General features: G+C 48.2%; 18 protein-coding genes and 2 pseudogenes. 15 read left to right on the top strand and 5 right to left on the bottom strand.

Annotated elements, in window-relative coordinates:
• The 5 genes and pseudogenes from Q0238_RS00550 to Q0238_RS00530 form a co-directional block, all read right to left on the bottom strand.
• Positions 1–303 (bottom strand): annotated as a pseudogene (locus tag Q0238_RS00550) (hypothetical protein); the annotation flags it as partial.
• An 11-nt stretch (positions 304–314) separates the two neighbouring features.
• A complete protein-coding gene (locus Q0238_RS00545; RefSeq protein ID WP_297941828.1) occupies positions 315–605 on the bottom strand; it encodes a YciI family protein in 291 nt (96 codons plus the stop codon).
• A 79-nt stretch (positions 606–684) separates the two neighbouring features.
• A complete protein-coding gene (locus Q0238_RS00540; protein ID WP_297941825.1) occupies positions 685–1,947 on the bottom strand; it encodes a ComEC/Rec2 family competence protein in 1,263 nt (420 codons plus the stop codon).
• A gap of 122 nt (positions 1,948–2,069) precedes the next feature.
• Positions 2,070–3,497 carry a type I glutamate--ammonia ligase gene (glnA, locus tag Q0238_RS00535; protein WP_297941823.1) on the bottom strand — a complete coding sequence of 476 codons (1,428 nt, stop codon included), beginning with the start codon at positions 3,495–3,497 and terminating at the stop codon, positions 2,070–2,072.
• Positions 3,498–3,728: 231 nt separating this feature from the next.
• Complete coding sequence (locus Q0238_RS00530; RefSeq protein WP_297941821.1) at positions 3,729–4,517, bottom strand: histidinol-phosphatase; 789 nt, start codon at positions 4,515–4,517, stop codon at positions 3,729–3,731.
• A gap of 71 nt (positions 4,518–4,588) precedes the next feature.
• On the opposite strand from Q0238_RS00530, the gene Q0238_RS00525 reads away from it, so the two are divergent.
• The 15 genes and pseudogenes from Q0238_RS00525 to Q0238_RS00455 all read left to right on the top strand — a co-directional run.
• Positions 4,589–5,851: a peptidase U32 family protein gene (locus Q0238_RS00525; protein ID WP_297941819.1), complete on the top strand. Its 1,263-nt coding sequence runs from the start codon at positions 4,589–4,591 to the stop codon at positions 5,849–5,851.
• A complete protein-coding gene (purE, locus tag Q0238_RS00520) occupies positions 5,848–6,348 on the top strand; it encodes a 5-(carboxyamino)imidazole ribonucleotide mutase (RefSeq protein WP_297941816.1) in 501 nt (166 codons plus the stop codon). The genes Q0238_RS00525 and purE overlap by 4 nt, the downstream gene beginning before the upstream one ends.
• A gap of 3 nt (positions 6,349–6,351) precedes the next feature.
• Positions 6,352–6,648, top strand: a complete 297-nt coding sequence (locus Q0238_RS00515) for a hypothetical protein (RefSeq protein WP_297941814.1) — start codon at positions 6,352–6,354, stop codon at positions 6,646–6,648.
• 206 nt (positions 6,649–6,854) lie between these two features.
• Positions 6,855–7,691 (top strand): annotated as a pseudogene (gene glyQ / locus Q0238_RS00510) (glycine--tRNA ligase subunit alpha); the annotation flags it as partial.
• A 167-nt stretch (positions 7,692–7,858) separates the two neighbouring features.
• Positions 7,859–8,581, top strand: a complete 723-nt coding sequence (locus Q0238_RS00505) for a Nif3-like dinuclear metal center hexameric protein (protein WP_297941812.1) — start codon at positions 7,859–7,861, stop codon at positions 8,579–8,581.
• A 9-nt stretch (positions 8,582–8,590) separates the two neighbouring features.
• The gene (locus Q0238_RS00500) at positions 8,591–9,298 is read left to right on the top strand and encodes a zinc ribbon domain-containing protein (protein ID WP_177388624.1); all 708 of its coding nucleotides are present in this window, start codon (positions 8,591–8,593) and stop codon (positions 9,296–9,298) included.
• On the top strand, positions 9,295–10,683 hold the full coding sequence (locus tag Q0238_RS00495; RefSeq protein ID WP_297941809.1) for a glycosyltransferase N-terminal domain-containing protein: 1,389 nt from the start codon (positions 9,295–9,297) through the stop codon (positions 10,681–10,683). The genes Q0238_RS00500 and Q0238_RS00495 overlap by 4 nt, the downstream gene beginning before the upstream one ends.
• Positions 10,683–11,432, top strand: coding sequence for an RluA family pseudouridine synthase (locus tag Q0238_RS00490; RefSeq protein WP_291939693.1), 750 nt, complete (start codon positions 10,683–10,685; stop codon positions 11,430–11,432). The genes Q0238_RS00495 and Q0238_RS00490 overlap by 1 nt, the downstream gene beginning before the upstream one ends.
• 66 nt (positions 11,433–11,498) lie before the next feature.
• Positions 11,499–12,839, top strand: a complete 1,341-nt coding sequence (gene ffh / locus Q0238_RS00485) for a signal recognition particle protein (RefSeq protein ID WP_297941807.1) — start codon at positions 11,499–11,501, stop codon at positions 12,837–12,839.
• A gap of 78 nt (positions 12,840–12,917) precedes the next feature.
• The gene (rpsP, locus tag Q0238_RS00480; protein ID WP_297896705.1) at positions 12,918–13,148 is read left to right on the top strand and encodes a 30S ribosomal protein S16; all 231 of its coding nucleotides are present in this window, start codon (positions 12,918–12,920) and stop codon (positions 13,146–13,148) included.
• 1 nt (position 13,149) lies between these two features.
• Positions 13,150–13,392, top strand: coding sequence for a KH domain-containing protein (locus tag Q0238_RS00475; RefSeq protein WP_297941805.1), 243 nt, complete (start codon positions 13,150–13,152; stop codon positions 13,390–13,392).
• Complete coding sequence (gene rimM / locus Q0238_RS00470) at positions 13,385–13,915, top strand: ribosome maturation factor RimM (protein WP_297941802.1); 531 nt, start codon at positions 13,385–13,387, stop codon at positions 13,913–13,915. The genes Q0238_RS00475 and rimM overlap by 8 nt, the downstream gene beginning before the upstream one ends.
• A complete protein-coding gene (gene trmD, locus Q0238_RS00465; RefSeq protein WP_297941800.1) occupies positions 13,912–14,613 on the top strand; it encodes a tRNA (guanosine(37)-N1)-methyltransferase TrmD in 702 nt (233 codons plus the stop codon). The genes rimM and trmD overlap by 4 nt, the downstream gene beginning before the upstream one ends.
• Positions 14,610–14,966, top strand: a complete 357-nt coding sequence (gene rplS / locus Q0238_RS00460; RefSeq protein ID WP_005873155.1) for a 50S ribosomal protein L19 — start codon at positions 14,610–14,612, stop codon at positions 14,964–14,966. The genes trmD and rplS overlap by 4 nt, the downstream gene beginning before the upstream one ends.
• Before the next feature lie 294 nt (positions 14,967–15,260).
• A partial coding sequence (locus tag Q0238_RS00455) for a BadF/BadG/BcrA/BcrD ATPase family protein (protein ID WP_297941797.1) occupies positions 15,261–16,452 on the top strand: 1,192 nt, incomplete at its 3' end.

Genomic DNA, 16,452 nt, shown 5'->3' with positions numbered 1-16,452 from the left:
AAAAAATTCTATCACGTCGTCGTAAAATTTATCGTTGCTGACGATGCCGATCTTGCCCTCAGCTCCGCAGAGCTTGCCCATCAAAAACACGATGATCTTATCGGCGAAATCCTTTCTTTGCTTGCCGATCGTAAAGACCTCGCCTATGCTAACGCCCATCTTCGATAGGCGCGCAAGGGTTAAGGCGCCGATCTTTTTGGCGGTGTTGGAGACGATATTTAGCTCGTCGCCCTCTTTGAGATTTACGACGTCAAAGATATTATCGACGTCGATATTTTCGTCATCTATGATAAAGCGTGTCAAATCGATCCTTATTATTCGCTAAAAAGCCTCCAAAACTCGGGCGCAAATTTCGTCGGCGCAAATTCTATGATCTCGTATTTTGCAACGCCGTTTTGAAAGAACGGATCTTGCGCGATGATCTCATCAAGTTCCGCGCGGTCTTTGGCGTTGATTAAGATGATGCCGCCGGTGCGAGGGACTTTGCGTCCCGAGCAGATAAATTTATCCGCCGCGAAGAATTTATCTAAAAACGTGTTGTGCTCGTTGATAAAGCGGTCCGCTTCGCTTGCGTCCTTGACGTAGGTGAGGTTTGCAATAAACATTTTGATCCTTTGTGAGATTTGAAGCGCGATTTTAGCATAAAATTCCAACGGATAAAATTCCCGCTGGAATTTTCAAGCGTTACGTTATAAAAAATATCGGCGAAATTCCGATTATCGCGCACGCAACTGCTGCATATCGAAGCTTGATCGCAGCAAGCGCGCAGATGTTTGCAAGCGCGAAAAGAAGCGGCGGAATTTGCGCTTGAAAGCTCGGCAAAGTAAAATTTAAAAACGCAAGCAGCGGCGTATCGAGCGCGCCGCCAAGACCTAATAGATGCAAAAATATACTTAGCGGATAAAAGATCACGAATGCGTATCCTAGCGGCATGACGCTAAGCTGCTGCAGCGAGGCGGTCGGGAAGAAATAATAGACCGCTACGTTCATACTGAGCCAAACGTAGAGGTTAAAAAGTATGACGTTCTGCCAGAGCTTAAATTTAGGCGCGAAGTGGTGCAGGTAGAGGAAGATATACAGTACGCCGAGGCAGGAGAAATAAAATCCGATCGAAAAGGCCAGGTGCGGGAAAAACGCAAGCAGAAGCGCGATAGTGAGAAAAAGGTTCGTAAATTTAAGTACGTAGAAATTTCGCATCGCGAGGTAAAACCCCACGCAGCACATCGCAAGCGAGCGCAAAAAGCTCGGCGTAAAATCAAGCACGAAGAGATACCCGCTCATTAGCACGATCACAAAGACGCTAAGATCGCGCTTGGCGCTGCGGTACGGAAAGTAGCGATCCTGAAAATAGCGATATATCGGCATTGCAAGCAGAAAGACCGTGCTAAAGATAATGCCCAGATGAAAGCCGCTGATCGAGATGATGTGCGCTATGCCCCAGTTCGTCACGCTAGCGCGCAGCGGTTTTGAAATTTCGGTCGCAAAATACAGCGCGGAGTAAAGATCCGCCGTCATCTCATCTTCGTGCTGGGCGCGAACGAAGCTTATGGCGCGCCATTTTGCTCCAGAGGGCGCGGTCTCAGCTGAAATTTTAAAATTTGGCGCGTAAAAGCGCTGCTTTAAAAAATCTAAAAATTTTACGTTTTTGGTCACGATACCGATATTTACGCGCGCGAAGCGGTGAAATTCCCGCCCGAGCCCGGCAGTCGTGTAGAGGGTGAAATCCGCCGTTTTGAGCTTTAATACCGTGTAGGTGCGGCCGCGCTCGTTGGTTTTGGCGTAGGCGTTTAAAATTTGCGCGTCGTAAAAGGCATAGTTTTTCGCGCGGAATTCTTTGAATTCATAAAATTTTAGACCTAAATTTAGCGATAAAATTCCAAGCAAAATGAGCAGAAAGTATAAAATTTCACGTTTGCGGTAAAAGAGTTGAAGCTTCACGGACGGCATTTAAGTTCGCGCATGCGGTAGAATTTTAAAAACTTTTGTGCGGCGAAATTTTAAAATTCCAAGGCCTTATGCCGCACTGCCCAGTCAAATTTTTCGGCATTGCGGCATAAGATAAGCCCGTCTTAGCACGAATAATTCGTCGCAAACTCAAACGGCGTAGGGCGCGCCTCGTAAGGCCAAACCTGAGTTTCAAATTTAAAATGCTGATAGGTTTCGATAAAAAGTTCGCTCATTATCGGGCGCAGATACTCATTATCGCGGATCACCGCCTCTAGGCTGCCGCGAAGCGTGTGCGGAAGCTGCTCGATACCGCGCTCGCGGATCTCATCCAGGTGCAGCTTGAATAAATTCTCATCCATCGGCCCTACCGGCTCGGTTTTGTTTTTGATACCGTCGATGCCAGCCATCAGCATCGCCGCAAATGCCAAATACGGGCACGCGGTGCTATCTGGAAAGCGCATCTCCGCGCGCACCGAGTTCTCGCCGCTGCCGTAAGGGATGCGGATCGAAGCCGAGCGGTTTTGGCTCGAATAAGTTAGAATGGACGGCGCCTCAAAGCCCGGGATCAGGCGCTTGTAGCTATTCGTGCTCGGGTTGGTAAATGCGGCCACGCTGCGCGCATGTTTTAGCACGCCGCCGATATACCACCTCGCCGCGTCGCTTAAATTTGCGTAGTTGCCCTTTTTGTAAAAGGTGTTTTTGCCCTTTTTCCAGATCGATTGATGCACGTGCATTCCGCTGCCGTTATCGCCGTAGAGCGGCTTTGGCATAAAGGTCGCGGTCTTGCCGTTTAGGTGCGCGACCATCTTTACGACGTATTTGTATTTTTGCACGTTGTCGGCGGCCTCGACGAGAGTGCCGTATTTGACGCCGATCTCGCCCTGTCCTTGCGCGACCTCGTGGTGACAGATGAAAGTCTCAAGCCCGATCTGCTCAAGCACCTTTAGCATCTCAGCGCGCAGATCGACCATCGAATCGACGGGCTGGACGGGGAAGTAGCCGCCCTTTACGCCCGGGCGATGGCCGCTATTAAAGCCGTCTTTGTAGTTTTTGCCGCTGTTCCAATGCCCCTCTTCGGTATCTACCTTAAACATCGCGCAGTTCATATCGTCGATGATCTTTACGTCGTCGAAAACGAAAAACTCATTCTCCGGCCCGAAATAGCAGGTGTCTCCAAGGCCCGTGGTTTGCAGAAACTGCTCGGCTTTTTTAGCGATCGAGCGCGGACATTTTTCGTAAAGCTCGTTTTTGTAGATGTCGTAAACGTCGCAGATGACGATGATCGTAACGTCCGCGGTGAACGGGTCTAAAAACGCCGTTGCTACGTCGGGCTTTAGCATCATATCGGATTTATCGATTGGCTGCCATGCCGCTACCGAGCTTGCGTCAAATGGAATTCCGTCGGCGAAGTCCTTCGGCAGGCGCTTGTAGTTGTAAGCGACATGGTGCCAGGTGCCTTTTAGATCGGTAAATCTAAAATCCACGAACTCGACCTCGTTTTCATCGCAAAATTTAAAAAATTCCTTCACGTCATTAACAAATTTTCCCATATTTTTTCCTTTTTTCCGCCCGTATTTGGGCTAAATTTAACAATGGATTTTAACATTATTTAGTTGAAATTCGACTTTATCTGCGCCGTTTTGCGCGCCGCGATTTTTAAAATTTTGCGCTGCCGTGCCTTTTGAAATCTAAAATTTTCACGCCGCCGAAGCTTTTGAAATTTTAAAATTTCTCGCCGTTCGTGCCTTTTAAATTTAACAGAGAGCGGCTGCCGTTAAAATTTACGCCAGACTTACAAACTGCCGCTCGCGATTTTTGAAAACCGCGATCCGCTCGTAGCCGAACTCGCGCGCTTTGGCATAAATTTTATCGTAGTTTAGCGCTACTTGAGCTACCGAGTGCGCGTCCGAGCTAAGCGTGATCGGCACGTCCGCATCCGCTAGCATAGCCAAAAGCGCGTCGCTTGGATAAATTTCATTCGCGGGCTTGCGAAGCCCGGCGGAGTTTAGCTCCACGACGATGCCACTTTTTTTGATCGCGTTTATCGCGCCGCCTGCTAAAACTCTGATATCTTTTTTCGGAGTAAATTTAAAAATTTTAATCAGATCCATATGCCCTAAAATGTCGAATTTGCCGCTTTTGCACAGCGCGCAGATCAGCGCAAAGTATTCGCGATAAACGTCGTCTATTTCGCGCCCGCTCCACTGATCTAAAAATTCCTCGTTATCAAAGCCCCAGTTGTTTAAAAAATGCACCGAACCGATGAGATAATCAACCTCGCGCGCGAAAATCCGCTCATCCATCAACTCCCGTTTCGTCATAAAATCTACCTCATATCCGAGCCGCACGTCGATTCGCCCGCTAAACTCATCTCGCAGATCCCTAATCATCCGCTCGTAAAGCTCCATCTGCTCGAAACTCATTCGGTATTTTTGATCGAAGTTCATCGGCGCGTGATCCGCAAAGCCGAAAATTTCTATGCCTCGTGCGATTGCCGCTTCCAAATACTGTCGCGGCTCGCCGCTAGCGTGGTTGCAAAGATAGGTGTGGTTGTGTAGATCGGCTCGCATCAACTGCTCCTTAAATAAAATTTTGGCTAAATTGTAGTAAAATCGCGCTTAAAAAATCACTAGGAATATATTTGAAAAAACCCGAACTCTTAGCTCCTGCTGGGAATTTAACGAAACTAAAAATCGCCCTGGCTTACGGCGCGGACGCCGTGTATGCAAGCACGGGCTCATTTTCGCTGCGCCAGCGAAGCGCAAAGGAATTTAGCAAGGAAAGCTTCGCGCAGGGCGTCGCATACGCGCACGAGCGCGGCAAGAAGCTTTATGCGACCGTAAACGGCTTTGCGACCAACGGCCAGCTAGGAAATATCGAAAGGCATTTGGAATTTCTTCGCGATCTGCGCGTGGATGGAATTTTAATTGCCACTTTAGGCGTTGCGAGCCTTGCGCGAGCCGTAGCGCCCGAAATCCCGATTCACGTCTCTACCCAAGCTAACGTGCTAAATTATCTCGACGCGCAGGTTTGGGCGGAGCTCGGCGCCGTTCGCATCGTCGCGGCGCGGGAGATGACGCTCAAAGACGCCGTAGAGATCAAGGATAAAATTCCAAATCTGCAGATTGAAATTTTCGTGCACGGCTCGATGTGTTTCGCATACAGCGGGCGCTGTCTTGTTAGCGCGGTGCAAAGTGGGCGCTTCAGCAACCGCGGAAGCTGTGCGAACGACTGCAGATTTAACTACGAGCTTTACGCGAAAAATCCCGAAACCAGCGCGCTTTTTCGCTTGCAAGAGCGTGAAGGGGAGGGCACTTTCGTGATGAACGCGAAGGATCTTAGCCTCATTTCGCACGTGCAAAAGATCATGCAAACGGGCGCGATCGACAGCTTCAAAATCGAAGGGCGCACTAAGAGCGAATACTATGTCGCATGCGCCACGAATGCTTATCGCGCGGCGATCGACGATGCCGCGAGCGATAAATTTGAGGCCGGTGTTTACGAGCGCGAGATTGCGACGCTTAAAAACCGCGGCTTTAGCGACGGATATTTGATAAAGCGCCCGTACGAGCGCGAGGATACGCAAAATTTAGACCGCAGCATCGAGCTTGGCACGCATCAGGTCTGCGCTATCTCGCAAGACGGCGAGTTTATAAGCGTCAAAGATAAAATTTTGCCAGGCGTTTCGTATGAAATTTTTGCTCCGCGCGGTTTTAAAATTTGCGCTTGCGATAATGAAATCGGCGAAATTTTTGAGCTTAGCGGCAAGCCATATTTAAAATTTAAGAGGCTGCAAAGCCGCAGCGGTAAGGAATTTAGCGAGATTCACAGCGGCAATCTAAATGAGATTAAACTACCCGCGAAGCTCGCGGAGTTTTGCTTTTTAAGAAAGGAGATGGAATGAAATTTGTTTCTATAATAATGGGCTCAAAGAGCGATTACGAAGTCGTTTACGAGGCGGCTAAAATTTTAAATGAATTCGGCGCGGCGTACGAGATGATCGTCTCCTCTGCGCACCGAAGCCCCGCCCGCACGGCTAAATACGTCACGGACGCCGAGAAAAAGGGTGCGCAGGTTTTTATCTGCGCGGCGGGCATGGCGGCGCATCTTGCTGGAGCGGTCGCTGCGAATACGACCAAGCCGGTGCTCGGCGTCCCGCTCGGCGGCAGTGCGCTTGGCGGCGTAGATGCGCTGTATTCGACCGTGCAGATGCCTGCGGGCATCCCTGTCGCGACGCTTGCGATCGGCAAGGCGGGAGCGAAAAACGCGGCGTATCTGGCGGTGCAAATTTTAGCTCTAAGCGACGAGGTGCTAAGCTCGAAGCTAAAGGCGGATCGCGCCGCAAAAGCGGAGGCTCTGAAAAAGGACTCTGAGCAGATCGAAGTGCTGCTTGAGGGCTAAACTTTGAAAATTTTAAAATTGCGCGAGAGCTTTGAAATTTGTGAGCCAAAGACTCGCACGAATAACGCAGATGAGATGAGCGGGCGAGGAGTGATCGCAAATTTGTGGGGCGAGTTTTTAAAATTTAACGCTAGCAGAAGCAGCGCCGAGAAAAACGAAATTTATGCTGCGTATTACGACTATGAAAACGGCGCACAGGGCGAGTACTCCGTGCTAATAGGCACTTGCTCGAAGGAACAGCACCATAAAGAAAGCTACGACGAAGCTTGCAAATCCATAAATCAGTGCCGCAAAAATTAGCGCGATGAAACCTGCGATAAATTACGTATCGAAGCGGGCGATTACGCGGTTTTTGATTTTGCTAGCGAGCCTACGAGAGCTGGCGAATACTGGACCGGAATTTGGAAATTTTTTGAAAGTTCGAAGCTGCAAAGAGCCTTTGAGACGGGCTTTGAAAAGCGCTTGGAAGATAAAATTTAAATTTACATATCGATAAAAGGATAAAAATGACGTTTTCACAGATTATTTTGACGCTTCAAAACTACTGGCACGAGCAGGGCTGCTTGCTCGTTCAGCCCTACGATATGCCTGCGGGCGCAGGCACCTATCATCAGGCTACCTTTTTGCGCAGCTTAGGAAGCAAACCTTGGCGCGCGGCATACGTAGCACCTTCGCGTCGCCCCACAGACGGGCGCTACGGCGAAAACCCAAACCGCTTGGGCGCGTATTATCAGTTTCAGGTGATCTTAAAACCGAGTCCGGACAACATCCAAGAGCTCTATCTAAAAAGCCTGGAAAAGCTGGGGCTAGATCTTAAAAGCCACGATATCCGCTTCGTAGAAGACAACTGGGAGAGCCCGACGCTAGGGGCCTGGGGGCTTGGCTGGGAGGTTTGGCTGGACGGCATGGAGGTGACGCAGTTTACATATTTTCAGCAGGTAGGCGGCATCACGTGCGAGCTCATAAGCGGCGAGATCACCTACGGGCTTGAGCGCTTGGCGATGTATCTGCAAAACAAAGACGACGTTTACGACATTGTCTGGGACGACAAGGCGGGGCTCGTGAGCTACGGCGACGTGCATAAAAGGGGCGAGTTTGAGTTCAGCAAATACAACTTCGAGCTTGCGGATACCGCGATGCTTTTTAATCAGTTTGAAAACTGCTTCGGCGAGTGCAAAAGTATCCTAAAGTACGGTCTGGCGCTTCCTGCGTATGACTACTGCATGCTCGCGGCGCACACGTTCAACGTCCTTGACGCGCGCGGAGCGATCTCGGTCACGCAGAGGCAGGATTATATTTTAAAGATCCGCGATCTTGCCAAAAACTGCGCGCTTTGCTACGCAGATCCGCAAAAATATGTCGCCGAGCTTTGCGGCACGGCGTGCGGCGACAAAAAAAGCGGCAAAGACGGCTGCGCGGCGCCCGCTTCCTCCGCAGGCGTAAATTTAAAAAACGCTTGCGGCAAGCAAAATTCCGCAAATAAAACAGATAAAAGCGCAGAGTAGGATTTATGAAAACGGGTGAAATTTATGAAATTTTAAATGCCGTCGCACCCTTTTGCGACGCGGAGGCGTGGGATAATAGCAGGCTTTTGCTTGGAAACTTGGATGATGAAATTTCAAAAATCTATCTAAGCCTCGACGTTACTAGCGAGCTGGTGCGCGAGGCTGAGGCGGGCTCGCTTTTCGTGGTGCACCACCCGCTGATTTTCAGCCCGCTAAAATCGCTTGATCCGCGGCTATATCCTGCAAATTTGATCTATGAGATGATCCGCAAAAACATCTCTCTCATCGCGATGCATACGAATTTTGACAAGCACGTTTTAAACGGATTCGTAGCGCGCGAAATTTTAAAATTTGAAATTACGGATGAGCGGGAATTTTTAGTTTTTATGCGCACGGATTTGAGCTTTGAGCAGCTGTGCGCACAGATAAAGCGCAAGCTTGGCATCGAGCATCTGCGCGCCGTAAAGACGAAAAATTTCATCCGAAATATCGCGCTTTGTACCGGTAGCGGAAGCGAACTAAATCAAAGCTTGGGCGTGGATTGTTTCATCACGGGCGACATAAAATATCACGCGGCGCTTCAAAATTTAGAAAACGGCGTGAGTTTGATCGACATAAATCATTTTGAAAGTGAGCGCTATTTTGGGCGCGCGCTCGCACCTTTCTTGCAAAAAAGCGAAATTGAAGTTATAATAAGCGAGCAAAAAAATCCATTTACGTATTATTAAAGGAAAAAGATGAACAAATATTTAAGCCAATTGGTAGAGCTTTGCGAATTCGATAAGCAGCTGGACGGGTTTAAGCCTAAAATCGAGGCCGCACAGGAGAAGCTGAGTAAAAAAAGCACTGAAATAAACGGCGCAAAAGAACAGATCGAAACTCTAAATGCGGAGATCGCCGAGCTAAAATCTCAAATTTTACAAGCAAACGCGCAGCTTAGCGCCTTTTCGTCCAAGCTAAAAAGCACGGGCAAAAAAAGCGGCGCGGCAAAAACCGAAAAGGAGATCAAGGCCCTTAGCGTCGAAGAGGATATCGCAAAAGAGCAGCTCGAAGCCACAAACGAGGAGATCGAAAGGCTAGAAAAGATCGTAGCCGCAAAGGAAGCGCTCGTAAAAGAGCAGAGCGAAAAGCAAGAGGCGTTTGAAGCCGAGCTAAAAAGCTTGCAAGAGCAGGTAAGTGCCGAAATGGGCGAGGTCGAGGTTGCTCGCGGCGCGATCTACGCTAAGCGCGATAAATTAATGCAGGCGATGAACCCCAAAACCGTCTCATTCTACGAAAAAATCCGCAAGTGGGCGGGCAATACGGCGGTCTCGCCGGTGCGCAAACAGGCCTGCTACGGCTGCTTTATGCGCATAAGCGACAAGACCTATTCCGCAGTCATTAAAAGCGACGACATCGTAACCTGCCCGTATTGCGGCAGAATTTTATATAAAGAAGCCGAGTGATCTACACCGCCTTGGCGTTTTTGGCGTGGCTTGCAGCTGCGCCTTTTATTTTTATCCTAAGCTTTAAAAAAAAATACCGCACGAGCCTGAAAGCGCGATTTTTTCTATACAAAAACCCTAAATTTAGCCCCGCTGCGGTGCATTTTCACGCTTGCAGCCTGGGCGAGGTAAACGCTCTTGCGCCGCTAATTTCTAAATTTGAGAGCGTCGCGCTTAGCACGACCACGCAGACGGGCTTCGGTGCGGCGCGCGCGCTCACGCCGAACTCTCGCTATCTGCCGTTTGAAAATTGGCTTCCGTTTTGGCTTGCGGGCAGCCGCGTGCTGGTGATCTTTGAAGCGGAGCTGTGGCTAAATTTGATCCGCACCGCCAAGGCGCGCGGAAGCTACGTGATCCTGCTAAATGCGCGCATAAGCGACCGCTCGTACGCGAGTTATCTGCGCTTTAAGTTTTATTATCGAAAAGCGTTTGAAAATATCGATCTGGTGCTTGCGCAAAGCGAGCTTGATGCGGCGCGGCTGCGGGAGCTCGGCGCAAAAAATATAAAGGTCGCGGGCAACGTGAAAAGCGCGAATATCGCCGTTGCGACGAAGGACTATTCCGCCGCGTCCGCAAATAGCTTCGTGCTTACGATCTCAAACACTCACGAGGGCGAAGAGGAGCTTGTTTTATCGAATTTAAACGATTTTATAAAATTTCGCAGTTCGCAAAATGTGCCCGAAAAGGACCCTATCGCAGCGAGTGCCCGCGGCGATAGGAGCTTGCCTGCGGCCGAGCTTCGCGACGAGCAGGGCTCGACCGAGCCGGTAAATTTAAACGCAGCTTCTTTGGATGCGGCGATTTCAAGCGACGTTTCGTTCGCCGTGCCGAATACGGCGCCTTTAAACGGCGCGTCTTTAAATTCTACCGCACGGAACGCGGCAGCTTCAATAACTACGCCGCAAAAGCTAAAAATCATCCTGGCGCCGAGGCATCCTGAGCGCTTCGAAAAGGTACATGAAATTTGTGAGATTTGGGCGCGCGAGCATGGGCTTAGCTTTGAGCGATTTAGCGACGGCGCGGGGCTTCGGAGCGATTTTATCTTGCTTGATGCCTTCGGTGAGCTGGCAAACTTTTATAAAATTTCAAACGTTGTAATCTTAGGCGGCAGTTTTTTGCGCAATATCGGCGGACATAGCCCGATCGAGGCGGCGGGCTTCGGCGTGCCGATCATCAGCGGGCGATTTTTTCATAATCAAAAGGCGCTGTACGCGCTCGTACAAAACATCGCTCTGTGCGAGGCGAACGAAATTTCAAGCGCTTTAAAAGAGCCGCTAAAGGGCACGCGGATAGATAAAATTTGCGATCTGCAAGAGATAGAAAATTTAATCAAGGAAAGAATTTAATGCAAGAAAAAGCCTATAAGCTGCTGGCGGCGCAGGAAAATATCTCGCACAATGAAGCTAAAGCCCTCATCGACGCGGGGCTTGTGAGCGCGCGCGGCGCAAAGATCGCTCTAGCGCGCGAGATGCTCGGCGAAAATACTAAATTTAGCGTGATGAAGCCCGCAAAACCCGCGATCATTTACGAGGATGAGAACGTTTTGGCGGTCAATAAGCCGCCCTTTATGAGTAGCGAAAATTTGGAAAAAATCTATAAATTCGGGCTTCTAAACCGCCTGGATAAGGAAACCAGCGGCGTCGTGCTGCTGTATAAGAACGAAGAATTTCGCGAAGCGGCGATTGCGGAGTTTAAAAATTTACGCGTGAAAAAAAGCTACATCGCGATCGTAAAAGGGATCGTGAGCGAAGAGATGAAATTTGACGAGCCCATTTTGACGATAAAGACCAGAAGCGGCGCCTTTTCTAAAATTTCGCCAAACGGTAAGAGCGCATTTAGCGAGGTTTATCCGCTGATGATAAGCGGCAAAAAATCGCTCGTAAAGGTGCGGATCGAGACGGGCAGGACGCATCAGATCCGCGTGCATCTGGCAAATGCGGGATTCGGCGTAATAGGCGATGAAAAATACGCTAAAAGCCGCGCGAAGCGGATGTTTCTGCACTCGTACGAGACTGAAATTTTAGGGCTAAAATTTAAAGCTCCGCTAGGTACAAGCTTCAACGAATTCGGCTTTGAAATTCCTAAGGATCTCTGATATTCAATGGCTTTTAAGTTAATTTTAGGTAACATCGCAAGTTTAAAAATTTTATAAGGGATCAAAGTGTTTGAGATTATAAGCGAGTCGTTTAAAAACGCGGTCAATAAATTAAAAACAATCGATGACGAAAAAGCTTTAAAAAACGCCTTGGAGACGCTAAAAAAGGCGCTTTTAAAGGCCGACGTGCACCACAAGGTCGTAAAGGATTTTTTGGCGCTTGTCGAAGCTGATCTTCGTATCGGTACGATAGGACAGAAGCCGTTTTTGCAGTCCATCAAGACAAATTTGACTAAAATTTTAACGGCGTCTAGAGGCAGCAGCCAGGGATTTGTATTCGCTAGTACGCCTCCTACGGTAGCTTTGATGACGGGACTTCAAGGAAGCGGAAAATCTACAAGCACGATAAAACTTGCAAACTATCTGAAACTTCGTAAAAAAAAGGTCTTGGTCGCAGCGTGCGACTTGCAGCGCCTAGCCGCGGTCGAGCAGCTCCGTCAGCTGTGCGAAGCGAATGAGATCGAGCTGTTTTTCATCGAGGGCGAGAGCGATCCGCTAAAGGTTGCCGAAAAAGCGCTAAGCAAGGCTAAAAGCGGGCTTTATGACGTACTGCTCGTAGATACGGCGGGACGTCTTGCGATAGACGAGGCGCTTATGGAACAGCTTGCGGAGATGAAAAAAGCCCTAAATCCGCATGAAATTTTTTACGTAGCGGACGCTATGAGCGGTCAAGACGGCATTAAAACGGCCGCTAAATTTGATGAAATTTTAGGCCTTACGGGCGTGATCTTAAGCAAATTTGACGCCGATACCAAAGGTGGCGTAGCTCTTGGTATCGCGCAGCAGCTGGGCATCCCGCTTCGCTTTATCGGAACTGGCGAGAAGGTTGCCGATCTGGAGGGCTTTATACCTGATAGAATCACCGGTCGCATTATGGGTGAGGGTGATTTGGCGACGTTAGCCGAGAAAACAAGCGCCGTCTTCGACGAAAGAGAAGCCAAAGCTTTGAACAAAAAGATCAAAAAGGGCGAGTTTAATTTCAACGATTTCGTAAATCAGCTCGAAAGCGTGAAAAAGCTCGGCAATATGAAAAATTTGATCGGCATGATCCCGGGGCTTTCCGGCATGGCAAATAAGATAAAAGATATCGATTTGGAAAACTCCAAAGAGATACTTCATATCAAAGCGATGATCAGCTCTATGACGCCGAAAGAGCGCGAAAATCCGGATCTGCTTAATAATTCGCGTAAGCGCAGACTTGCTGCCGGCGCGGGGCTTTCGCAGGTGGAGGTGAACCGCTTCTTAAAGCAGTTCGCGGGCGCTTCGAAGCTTGCGAAGAAATTTTCGGGCAAGGGCGGCATGCAGGGGCTTGCCTCAATCGCTCAAAGGCAAAATTTACCGAGATAATTTCTCGGTAGAGTTTGCAGATGTTTAAGTTTTAGCCATCTGCAAGTTCTAAAACTTACAAAAATTTAAGGAGAAAAAATGGCAACAGTTGTTAGGCTTACAAGAATCGGAAGAAAGAAGCAGCCTTTTTATCGCATCGTGGTAACGGATAGTAGGAAAAGACGCGACGGCGGCTTCATCGAGACGATCGGCTTTTACAATCCGCTAAAAGATGGCGATAATATCAAATTCGACGCGGAGCGTTTGGCATACTGGAAGAGCGTAGGCGCGAAGTTAAGCGATAGGGTCGCTCAAATCACAAGCAAATAAAATGGTAGAAAATTTTATAAAAGAATACGCAAAGTTGATCGCCGACTATCCGCAGTCCGTTTCTTCGCAAAAGCGGGTTGGTGAAAACTTTACCGAGATCATCGTCTATGCCGACAAGGCCGATACAGGCAAACTCATCGGCAAGGACGGCAAAATGATAAACGCCATAAAGACCGTCATCATCGGCTATAAAGCAAAAGATCCGATCAATTATAAAATTACCGTCAAAGCCAAAGATGCCTGATGATCTTTTGGAGGTCGCAAAGCTCGGTCGGACTATCGGCTTAAAGGGCGCGGTTAAAATTTTTGATCGCAGCGACTTCCCCTCTCAGTTTAAAAAAGGCGCCAAATTTCATCTGCGAAACGGCGAAATTTTAGAAATTCTATCCTTTAGTGGCGCAAATTCTAGCGCTATTTTTAAAAATTACGAAAGCGTAGAAACGGCGGCAAATTTAACTAACCAAATCCTTTACCGAAGCAAAGAGGACACGCGGAAATTTTGCAAATTGCAAAAGGGCGAGTTTTTCTATTTCGATATTATCGGGCTTGAAATTTACGAAGACGGCGCGATTTTAGGGCGCGTAAAGGACATATCGCAGATCGGAAGCGGCTATCTTTTTGAGGTAGAAACGGATGAAAGCTTAATCTCACAGGCTTTGCCGAAAGAATTTTTTATCCCATACGTGGACGCCTATGTGAAAGAAATTTCGCTTAGCGAGCGTAAAATTTTTACACAAAATGCGCGCGCGATTTTGGAAAACTCATGAATTTTATCTTCGTTTCGCTGTTTGAAAATCTCATCGCGCCGTATTTTGAGGACTCTATTTTAAAGCGCGCGGTCGATAAGAAAATAATCTCGACGCATTTTTTTAACCCGAGAAATTTCACGGCAAATCGGTATAAAAAGGTAGATGATTATATGATCGGCGGCGGTGCGGGGCTTTTGATCGGCACGGAGCCGCTTGCCGGGGCGATCGAACACGTAAGAGTTAAATTTAAAAATGCCAAGTTTATCTACCTCTCGCCCGCCGGTAAAAAATTTAATCAAAACGACGCCAAGCGCCTAAGCAGTGAAGAGAGCCTATGCTTTATCTGCGGGCGCTATGAGGGGATTGATGAGCGCATAGTCGAAAGATATGTAGATGAAATTTTTTGCATCGGCGATTTTATCCTTACCGGCGGTGAGCTCGGTGCGCTTTGTATGTGTGATGCTATAAGCCGCAACATAAAGGGTGTTCTGGGTAACGAAAGCTCCCTTGTCGAAGAAAGCTTTGAAGGCGGAATTTTAGAGGCGCCCGCGTTCGCAAAGCCTGATGTTTTTGAAAATTTACCTATAGTTTCAGAGTTTTTAAAGGGTAATCACGCTAAAATGCGCAGCTTAAAAAATCAAATGGCGCTATGCAAAACGAGGTTCTTCCGCCCGGATATGTACCGAAAGATCGCCAGAAATAAAGGAAATTTATGAAAAACAAATATATCCAAGCGTTTGAGGACGCTCAGATCACAAGCAAAAGTGTGCCTGATTTCCGTGCCGGCGACACCTTAAAGGTAGCCATCAGGATTAAAGAGGGCGATAAGAGCAGAATTCAAAATTTTGAAGGCACCTGCATTGCGCGTCGCGGAAACGGCGTAAGCGAGACCTTTATCATCCGCAAGATCGGCGCAAATAGCGTCGGCGTAGAGAGAATTTTCCCGATCTACAGCGAAAGCATCGAAAGTATCGAGGTTCTAAGAAAAGGGCGCGTTCGCCGCGCGAAGCTATTTTACCTACGCGACAGACGCGGTAAAGCGGCTAAAATCAAAGAGCTTCGAAAATAATCCTTTAAATTTACGCTTCCTAATTCAAAAAGCGCCCCTTTTATAATGCGCGAGGTTTTAAAAAATTTCGCGCAAAATCTACTCGCATTAAATCTAAAATTTTACAACTTTTCCATTAAAATTTTTAATTTTAAATCGCCTAAAAATCGTCTTTTCTGATAGAACAAAGATAAAATATATCCTGATTTTATTTGCGTTTAAAAATATTACTATAAAATGCAAATTTTAATTTAGAAAACTCGCGCTAAATTCGAGAATTTGGCCGAGTAAAATTTATTCAGTAAAGAGCGAGATGTGATTTTTTTAGGCATTGACGTAGGATCAACCACTGTTAAAACGGTAGTTTTAAACGAAAAATATGAAATTTTAAGCAAGAGCTACGAGCGGCATTTAGCAAAGCCCAAAGAGCTGGTGCTGGATAAAATTTTGCAAATCCAAAAAACCTATGCAGGCGAGCAATTCAGCGTCGCCATAGCGGGTTCGGCAGGCATGGGTATCGCCAAAAATTGCAAAATTCCGTTCGTCCAAGAGGTTTTCGCTACCTCGCTCGGCGTCAAGCGGATGTTTCCAAAGACCGACGTCGTAATCGAGCTCGGCGGTGAGGATGCTAAAATTTTATTTCTCACGGGCGGACTTGAAGAGCGTATGAACGGCTCATGCGCGGGCGGCACCGGCGCATTTATCGATCAGATGACCAACCTTTTGCATCTGGATATCACGGAGCTCGACCGCCTAAGCTTTGCGGCTAATAAAATTTACCCGATCGCCTCACGTTGTGGCGTATTTGCTAAAAGCGACATTCAGCCGCTACTAAATCAAGGCGTTAGAAAAGAGGATATTTGCGCTAGTATCTACGCCGCGGTCGTCGAGCAGACGATCTCAGGGCTTGCGCAGGGTCGCGAGGTCAAGGGCAATATCCTATTCTTGGGCGGTCCGTTGTTTTTCCTAAAAGGCCTTCAGAAACGCTTTAAAGAGGTGCTAAAGCTCACCGACGAAACCGCGACCTTTCCCGATATCGCGCCTTACTTTGTGGCTTACGGCAGTGCGCTGTACGCAAAAGATATGGGCGAGATGTTAAATCTAGAGGAGACGATCACGCTTTTAAAAAAGGAGCCCGACAGAACCGCGCTGGAAGCCGAGCCGCCGCTTTTCAAAGACAGAGCGGAATTTGACGAGTTCACCGCTCGCCACGCCCGCGCGAGCGTGCCTAAGGTGGATATCCACACCTACAGCGGAGACGCGTATTTGGGCGTGGATTGCGGCAGCACTACGATCAAGGTCGTGTTGATGGGCGCAAACTACGAACTATTGTATAAATTTTACTCCTCCAATAAAGGCGATCCGGTCGATATCCTGCTGCCGCGTCTTAAGGAGCTATACGATCTTTGCGAGGGCCGCATCAAGATCAAGGGCAGCGGCGTTACCGGCTACGGCGAGGATCTCATTAAAACCGCCTTTCGCTTCGATTACGGTATCGTCGAGACGA

Origin of the sequence: uncultured Campylobacter sp. (genome assembly GCF_938045775.1) — a bacterium.
In the GTDB taxonomy this organism is placed as follows: Bacteria; Campylobacterota; Campylobacteria; order Campylobacterales; family Campylobacteraceae; genus Campylobacter_B.
This window is presented reverse-complemented; position numbering and strand designations above follow the sequence as displayed.